The 7,426-nt window shown below is 35.4% G+C and carries 8 protein-coding genes; 2 read left to right on the forward strand and 6 right to left on the reverse strand.

The window, feature by feature from the left end:
• Positions 1-5 precede the first annotated feature (5 nt).
• Positions 6-518, reverse strand: coding sequence for a Crp/Fnr family transcriptional regulator (locus ACXVYO_RS05635; protein ID WP_458466248.1), 513 nt, complete (start codon positions 516-518; stop codon positions 6-8).
• Between the two features lie 170 nt (positions 519-688).
• Between ACXVYO_RS05635 and ACXVYO_RS05640 the strand changes: the two genes are divergently transcribed.
• Positions 689-916 (forward strand): hypothetical protein, encoded by a 228-nt coding sequence (locus ACXVYO_RS05640; protein WP_000882907.1) that lies wholly within the window; start codon positions 689-691, stop codon positions 914-916.
• 294 nt (positions 917-1,210) lie between these two features.
• On the opposite strand, the gene ACXVYO_RS05645 is transcribed toward ACXVYO_RS05640, so the two are convergent.
• From ACXVYO_RS05645 to ACXVYO_RS05655, 3 genes are all read right to left on the reverse strand, one after another.
• Positions 1,211-2,011 carry a sulfite exporter TauE/SafE family protein gene (locus tag ACXVYO_RS05645; RefSeq protein WP_458466249.1) on the reverse strand — a complete coding sequence of 267 codons (801 nt, stop codon included), beginning with the start codon at positions 2,009-2,011 and terminating at the stop codon, positions 1,211-1,213.
• Positions 2,012-2,128: 117 nt separating this feature from the next.
• Positions 2,129-3,127, reverse strand: coding sequence for an inorganic phosphate transporter (locus ACXVYO_RS05650; protein ID WP_061680306.1), 999 nt, complete (start codon positions 3,125-3,127; stop codon positions 2,129-2,131).
• 11 nt (positions 3,128-3,138) lie between these two features.
• Positions 3,139-3,759, reverse strand: coding sequence for a DUF47 domain-containing protein (locus ACXVYO_RS05655; RefSeq protein WP_000231446.1), 621 nt, complete (start codon positions 3,757-3,759; stop codon positions 3,139-3,141).
• Between the two features lie 312 nt (positions 3,760-4,071).
• On the opposite strand from ACXVYO_RS05655, the gene ACXVYO_RS05660 reads away from it, so the two are divergent.
• Positions 4,072-6,114 carry a transglycosylase domain-containing protein gene (locus tag ACXVYO_RS05660; protein WP_458466250.1) on the forward strand — a complete coding sequence of 681 codons (2,043 nt, stop codon included), beginning with the start codon at positions 4,072-4,074 and terminating at the stop codon, positions 6,112-6,114.
• Between the two features lie 95 nt (positions 6,115-6,209).
• Here ACXVYO_RS05660 and ACXVYO_RS05665 read toward each other — a convergent pair whose 3' ends face one another.
• Positions 6,210-6,638 (reverse strand): hypothetical protein, encoded by a 429-nt coding sequence (locus ACXVYO_RS05665; RefSeq protein ID WP_458466251.1) that lies wholly within the window; start codon positions 6,636-6,638, stop codon positions 6,210-6,212.
• A 195-nt stretch (positions 6,639-6,833) separates the two neighbouring features.
• Positions 6,834-7,426 (reverse strand): Gly-Xaa-Xaa repeat protein (locus ACXVYO_RS05670; protein WP_458466252.1); only part of this gene is annotated, 593 nt, incomplete at its 5' end.

The raw sequence follows: 7,426 nt of genomic DNA on the forward strand, positions 1-7,426 counted from the left end.
AGGTATTATTTTACCTCGTTTTTTATTTGTTCTCGTAATAGTCGATTTACCGTTTCACGGCGTATACCAATCAGTTGGCCGATTTCAGTTTGCGTTAATATTTCATATATAGGAATGTCACCTAAATATAGTGTGAACCATTCTTGTAAACGATGAAGACGTTCTTTCGGAGAGACGGTTGTCAATTGATCAATACGCTGCTGCATCATTCTCAATTTTGATTGTAATTGCATAGCGATATTTGCGTATGAAGCGGGATTTGCCTGAAGTTGATCGTACCATTCACTACTAATGATAGGTTCAACTTCTGTTTTCATTAAAGCGATTGTTGTACCGTGATACTCCTTCGGTGAAATTAAAGAATGGTGAGGTATCGTTTCACCTGGAACAATAATGTTGAATAAAAATGGTGTTCCATCTTCTTCGATCCTTACTACTTTTAATAAGCCTGTTTTTATAAAATATAAAGGACCGTCCTCACCTTGACGGAATAGTACATCTCCTTTGTGTAGAATCAATGTTAGCCCCCCATTTAAACATTTCTATTTCTTTTATTGTAGCGTATATGTATAAAGACAATATGCTATTTAAACAGCAATTTCATTGACGAAATGTATGCTATTACAGTAGTATACTATTTAGTGTGTAATAGTACTAGCAATGAATACGCTGTAGGGGGTTTAGTATATTGTTAGATGCGATAAAAATGACGGATATGAGAATTCCGGCGAATGCTATCATTCATGTAGAAGAGATGAAAGGTGGAGTCGTATTATCCGTTGAAGTAGACGGCCAAATTATTTATACGATGGCTTATGATGAAGAAACAGATAGTTATGCTGAATTATATGATCGAAACGATAAGAGGGCGTGCCAAGTACATGAGGATTTTATGGGATGGTCACTTCTTCATTAAAAAAGATGTCAATATGACATCTTTTTTTATTAAACCGATAGAATATACAAAGAAATGAAATATAAGGATAAAATTTGTAATAAATGATTTTGCATTGTTAGCACTTTGTAACTGCAAGTAAACTATTTTTTCGCTATCATAAAGATAACAGTCGCAGTTATAGGAGTGGTCAACTTGAATAAAGTACATATTTCAAATTATATGCTATTATGTGTTTGTTTAATTTTATTTGTTCTCTTAGGAGGATTTTTATATTCATGTGTATAAGAAAAAACGCATTCTAAAAAGAATACGTTATAAAAAAGAAGTAATAATTAATCTAGTCCCGAGAATAATTAATGTGATACGTAATAAATTAATTACGGCTTTACCACTTAATTTTGTATTGATATAAGCCCCGATTTTTCCGCCGATCCATGCACCAGGAATAAGAATTAATGCGTAAATCCAGCTGACATTTCCAAGGGAGATGTGAGTTGCAGAACTTACAATTGCTGATAGAAATACGATAAACATCGAAGTTGCTACAGCGATATGTGCTGGGAATGCAAAAAGTAGCATCATTGCTGGAACAAGTAAGGCACCGCCACCAATTCCAAATAACCCAGATATAAAACCAACTATAAAGGCGATAAAGATAGCGAGAAGCGGTGGAAATTGATAGTGTACAGTGTTTCCTTCGTTATCTGTAAAAGAACGTTTAATTACCGTCATATTTGATAAAGCAAGAGGGTTTAATTTGTCTCGTAACATAAGAAGAATGGAGACAAAAATAAGGAAAATCCCAAAATATAAAGAAAATGTATCTTGGTTTAAAAATTTGTTTGCCCACGAGCCGATGATACCACCAGGGCCACTCCCGATAAATAAAATAAGTCCACTTTTGTAATCTACTCGTTTATGCTTCATATAAGTAAGGGTGGAAGATAGTCCTGTGAAAACGACTGTTACCATTGAAGTTCCTACTGCAAGTTGTGGTGATAGACTGTGTAATCCGATTAATAACGGAACAATAATAATTCCGCCACCAAGCCCGACTAGACTCCCGACTGTCCCGGCGATTAGCCCGATGAAAAGTAACATGATGTATTCCAAAATTGCCAACTCCTCTATATAACTTATCCACCAATTATTATACACGCTTTTTAATAAGAAAAAGGTTTGTTCACAAAAAAGTCGTCTTCCTAGAAAAATAAGGAAGACGACTTTTGATTAAAAGATTAAGTGTAATAAAGAGTAAAATAAAGCAGCTAAAGAAGCTGAAATAGGAAGTGTGATAACCCAAGTAATTAACATGCGTTTTGCAGTTCCCCATTTTACACCTTTTACACGATGAGAAGCACCAACCCCTAAAATAGAAGAAGAGATAACGTGCGTCGTACTAACTGGTAAGTGAATGAATGTTGCACCGAAAATAACAAGTGATGATGATAAATCGGCAGCTACACCATTTACAGGACGAATTTTCATAATTTGTCCACCGACAGTTTTAATAATTTTCCATCCACCGACAGAAGTACCAAGACCCATTGCAATCGCACAAGATAATTGTACCCAGAACGGAATGTCGCTAGAAGTATGATAGCTATTAGCCATAAGAGCCATCGTAATGATTCCCATTGCTTTTTGCGCATCATTTGTACCATGTGTATAGGCTTGTAATGCAGCAGTGAAAATCTGGAATATACGGAAGTTTTTGTTCGTCTTCGTTAAATTAAAGTTTTTAAAGACTACTTTAAATATACTGTATACGATATAACCAATAACAAAAGCGATAATCGGTGAAATGATTAAAGCTTCAAGAATTTTTATGAACCCTTTAAGATTTAATGAGCTAATACCGGCCGCAGCGATAGCTGCACCTGCGATTGAGCCAATGATTGCATGCGAAGAACTACTTGGAATACCGTAGTACCAAGTGATCAAATTCCATGCTATTGCCGCAAGTAAAGCAGCTAAAATTACAAGAGAACCATTTTGCAAGGCAAATGGATCAACAATATCTTTTGTAATCGTTTTTGCTACACCTGTAAATGTCATCGCACCTAAAAAATTCATAATAGCTGCCATAATAATTGCATGTCTAGGCTTTAGAGCTTTTGTTGAAACAGCCGTTGCAATAGCGTTTGCTGTATCGTGAAATCCATTAATAAAGTCAAAAGCTAAAGCGCAAATGACTACTAAAACGGTCAGTAACAAGAGTGTATCCATGATCAAACTCCTTACGCGTTCTTCATAATAATTGTTTCTAATACGTTTGCAACGCTTTGGCAGCTATCCGCTACTTCTTCAAGCTCTTCGTAAATCTCTTTGTATTGAATAATTTTAATCGGATCTTTCTCACGAGAGAATAAGTGCTTAATCGCATGACGGCGAATATCATCACATTGTGATTCGTAATCCTTAATCTTAATCGCGTTCGTACGAATGTCGACTAACTTCTTTTTAGACAGTAGTTCAACAGAATTTGCAATCTCAATCGCACATTGATTAATTGCCTCAACGAATTTAATCATGTATTCATCAGCTTCTGTAATAGAATACATTTCGAATAGACCAGCACTATGATCTAATCCGTCTAATACATCATCCATACTCATTGCAAGTTGTAGGATGTCCTCACGTTCAATTGGAGTAATAAACGCTTTGTTTAGCTCCATAATGATTTCGTGAATAAATGAGTCACCTTTTGACTCATACTCTTTCATGCGCATAGAAAACTCTTTTAAATCGCTAGCATTTTTAATTTTATACTCCACGAAAAACTGCGCGCCTTCTTTTAAATTTTCGGAAACATTCATTAACATTTCAGAAAATTTATCTTTTTTTGATTTAAATACCATTATTAGTTACCCCCACAAAAGTAATATATGTAAAATATATTGGCTAGTCAATTCTAACAAAAAACTGTCGTTTTTTAAAACATTTTATCGAAAAGTTTACAAAAACTTAACATAACTCTCATTGTTGTATTAATAATATTAATAATCAATATTGAATATCTTACTTGTAGAATGTCCTTTTCTTGCAAAAAGTATGAATGTGAAAGAAAAGCTTTACACTACAGGAAAGACTACGTTATTATAATAAATTTAAAAGGAGGTATATTCTTCCTTTTGAAAAGAAGAGTGTAAACAAACGAAGGAAGTGAACGAATGAAATTGAAGAACACTCACTTAAAAAAAATGCAGGAGTGGTTCAATAAGAGGAAGAAACTTCGTAATTCATTAATTGTATTAGGAAGTTTACTTGCTACTCTATTTATTGCTATAAATATAATAATTTCCATTCAAGACATATCTGAATTAAAACAAGCTGTTCCGCAACCGACCTTAATTTATGATGCAAATAATGAAGTTGCGACTAAATTAGCTTCCTCTAAAACAGAAGGTGTTAAAAGGAAAGATATTCCTGATATTATGGTTCAGGCAATTGTTGCAGTAGAAGATAAGGAATTTTTTAACCATCACGGTATTTACTATAGTGGAATTATAAGTGCAGTTTTTAAAAATATTACAGCAGGAGAAGTTGTAGCAGGGGGAAGCACAATTACGCAACAACTTGCGAAAAATGTATTTTTGACCCAAGACCGCACATACTCTCGAAAAATAAAGGAATATTTTTTAACAAAAAAAATAGAGCGTACGTATACGAAAGATGAAATTATTGAAATGTATATGAACCAAATTTATTTTGGTGAAGGTGCTTGGGGGATAAAAAGGGCAGCTAAATCTTATTTTGATAAAGATGTAAAAGATGTAACAGTTGCAGAGGCTGCAACGATTGCTGGCTTGATTAAAGCACCGTCTGCGTATTCACCTTATAAAAACTTTAATAAGTCAATCGAACGACGTAATGTTGTATTAAGTTTAATGAAAGAGCAAGGATATATTTCTGACGAACAATATAATAAAGAAAAAGAGAGCGGTCTTGTATTAAAACGTGGTGTGGATGATAAATACAAGGGGAAATACTCTCAATATGTAGATTATATTGTTAGGGAAGCAATGGACAAGTACGAATTAACGCAAAATGAAATTTTAGCGGGTGGTTATCGTATTTATACAGAGCTTGATCCGAAAAAACAACAGGCTGTGGAAGACGTTGTGAATAATGAGAGTTATTTCAAAGATAATAGCTCAGACCAGCTTATGCAAACGGGTGTAGTTCTTATGAATCCAAAAACAGGTGGTGTACCAGCTTTAGTTGGAGGTAGAGGACCGTATCAGTTTTTACAGTTTAACCATGCAACCCAATTAAAAAGACAACCTGGCTCAACGTTAAAGCCTCTGGCTGTATATGTACCAGCGTTAGAGCAAGGATATGAAGTATACGATATATTAAAAGATGAACCATTTAATATTAAAGAATATAAACCGCAAAATAGTGATCATACTTTTCACGGTGATGTGACAATGTATGAAGCAGTGGCAAAGTCGTACAATGTTTCAGCTGTTTGGCTATTAGAGCAAATTGGATTAGATAAAGGATTGAAATCTTTAGAGCGATTTGGTATTCCATTAGTGCCAGAAGATCGTACGTATCCGATTGCTTTAGGCGGGATGCATGTGGGAACCTCGCCATTTGTAATGGCTCAAGCGTATAGTACATTTGCAAATGATGGTGTTCAAGTGGAAGCTCATGCGATTAGGGAGATACAAAATGCTGAAGGTGAAACGATTGGAAAGTGGTATAAGAAAGAGACGCGAGTGACGAGCGAGAAAATTGCTCAAAAGATGACATATTTATTAAAAGGTGTTGTCGAAAAGGGCACGGGCGAAAAGGCGAAAGTTAATAACGTTGATACGGCAGGTAAGACAGGAACGACTCAAATTGTAAATGGCCCAAGCACCGGTGCAAAGGATTCATGGTTTGTTGGATACACACCAGATTTAGTAGGTGCAATTTGGGTAGGGTATGATAAAACAGATAGTGATCATTATGTTCCGGGGGGAAGTCAAATTACGACGACAATGTTCCGGGATATTATGAAAAAAGCGAATGCCAATCCAGCTCAAAAAGCATTCCAGTTATCGCTTATATCTGAGGCTGATTATAAAAAACAATTGAATACAATAGAAGAGGAAAAACGAAGAAAAGAAGAAGAGAAGAGAAGGAAAGAAGAGGAACAACAAAGAAAAAAAGAGCAACAAGAGTGGATTGATAAAGTGAAAGAATGGATTCCTTCATTTTGGTAATAGAAAGAGGCGAATAACGAAATTCGCCTCTTTTTTGTATGAAAAACAAAATGAAACTTTAAACGGTTAAAATTATCCCTTCTCCTTACTAGTTACTACTCGTTAAGTATAATGTTCGTACTGCCAAAGGATTGAGAATCGTATGTGACGATTATTTTTCCTTTACTAATAGGTTCGTAAGGTAATTCTTCTTCGTAATTACCATTATTTTCATTGTGGATAGAAAGTGTAATTTCATCGATTTCTTTATTTGTATACTGATCTTTAATCGTTTCAGCAATTTGAAGTAAAGCTTCGGAACTAGAAGCTTTCGTAATAAGCATTCCTTTTATAACTTTCTTTTCATTATTTGTTGCATTGGAATAAGGGATGTCGCTTTGTTTTGTATACAAAAGTTTGTATGGAACAGTTTTTCTCTCTGCTTTTGAAATAGTGGAATATTTTAGAGTTAAAAAAAATCCTACACATAAAATAATGCATACCATAAGAGCAAACCAAATGCGTATTAGTGACATAACTCTCATTTTCATCCCTCTTTCATATCTTTGACTTCACTATTTATCATACAAAATGAGGATTAAGGTAGAGTAAATTTGAGGTAAAGAAACGTAAAGAAGGAGCACTTATCCTCCCAAATAAGTGCTCCTTTCTATATAAAGAGAGATTTAATGCACGGTAAAACGATACATATTATTATAAATATGCTTATTTAGTGAAAATTAGTAAATTCGGAATACTGATAGTGTTGCAGTTGTATCGCCTGTGTTAGGAATAGAAATAGTGTTTGCTGTAGGCTGTACAGCAATCGTTGTACCAGCTTGTAAAGTAACGATTGTAGAGAACGAAACAGCACTACCAATAACGTTAGTTGAGAAATTACGAGTAGGTGGTTGGCCATTGAATGAAATACCGAATCCAAATGGTGAAGATCCTGGGAAAGTTGTAGATGCTGAGAAACTAATATCATATACGCCTGTTTCTAAAATTGTTAAAGTATCTGAAGTATCGTTGAAAGTGATATTATTTAATTCAAAAACTTGATTGAATTGGATGTTTGTTCCAGGTGATATAGTTTGTGGATTTGAGTTTCCGATTGCCGCGATAGTTACAGGAATTGGAGTACCGGCTGGTCCTGTTGCGCCAGCCGGTCCTTGAGCACAAGTAGCGCCTGTTGCACCAGCTGGTCCTTGAGCACCAGCCGGTCCTTGAGCACCAGCCGGTCCTTGAGCACCAGCCGGTCCTTGAGCACCAGCCGGTCCTTGAGCACCAGCCGGTCCTTGAGCACCAGCCGGTCCTTGAGCACCAGCCGGTC

The organism is Bacillus sp. BC08 (assembly GCF_054326875.1).

What these genes read in the sequence shown, in the direction of transcription:
- ACXVYO_RS05650 (WP_061680306.1), bottom strand. Translation starts at nt 3,127, where the DNA reads ATGGATACACTCTTGTTACTGACCGTTTTAGTAGTCATTTGCGCTTTA.
- ACXVYO_RS05660 (WP_458466250.1), top strand. Translation starts at nt 4,072, where the DNA reads ATGAAATTGAAGAACACTCACTTAAAAAAAATGCAGGAGTGGTTCAAT.
- ACXVYO_RS05655 (WP_000231446.1), bottom strand. Translation starts at nt 3,759, where the DNA reads ATGGTATTTAAATCAAAAAAAGATAAATTTTCTGAAATGTTAATGAAT.
- ACXVYO_RS05665 (WP_458466251.1), bottom strand. Translation starts at nt 6,638, where the DNA reads ATGAGAGTTATGTCACTAATACGCATTTGGTTTGCTCTTATGGTATGC.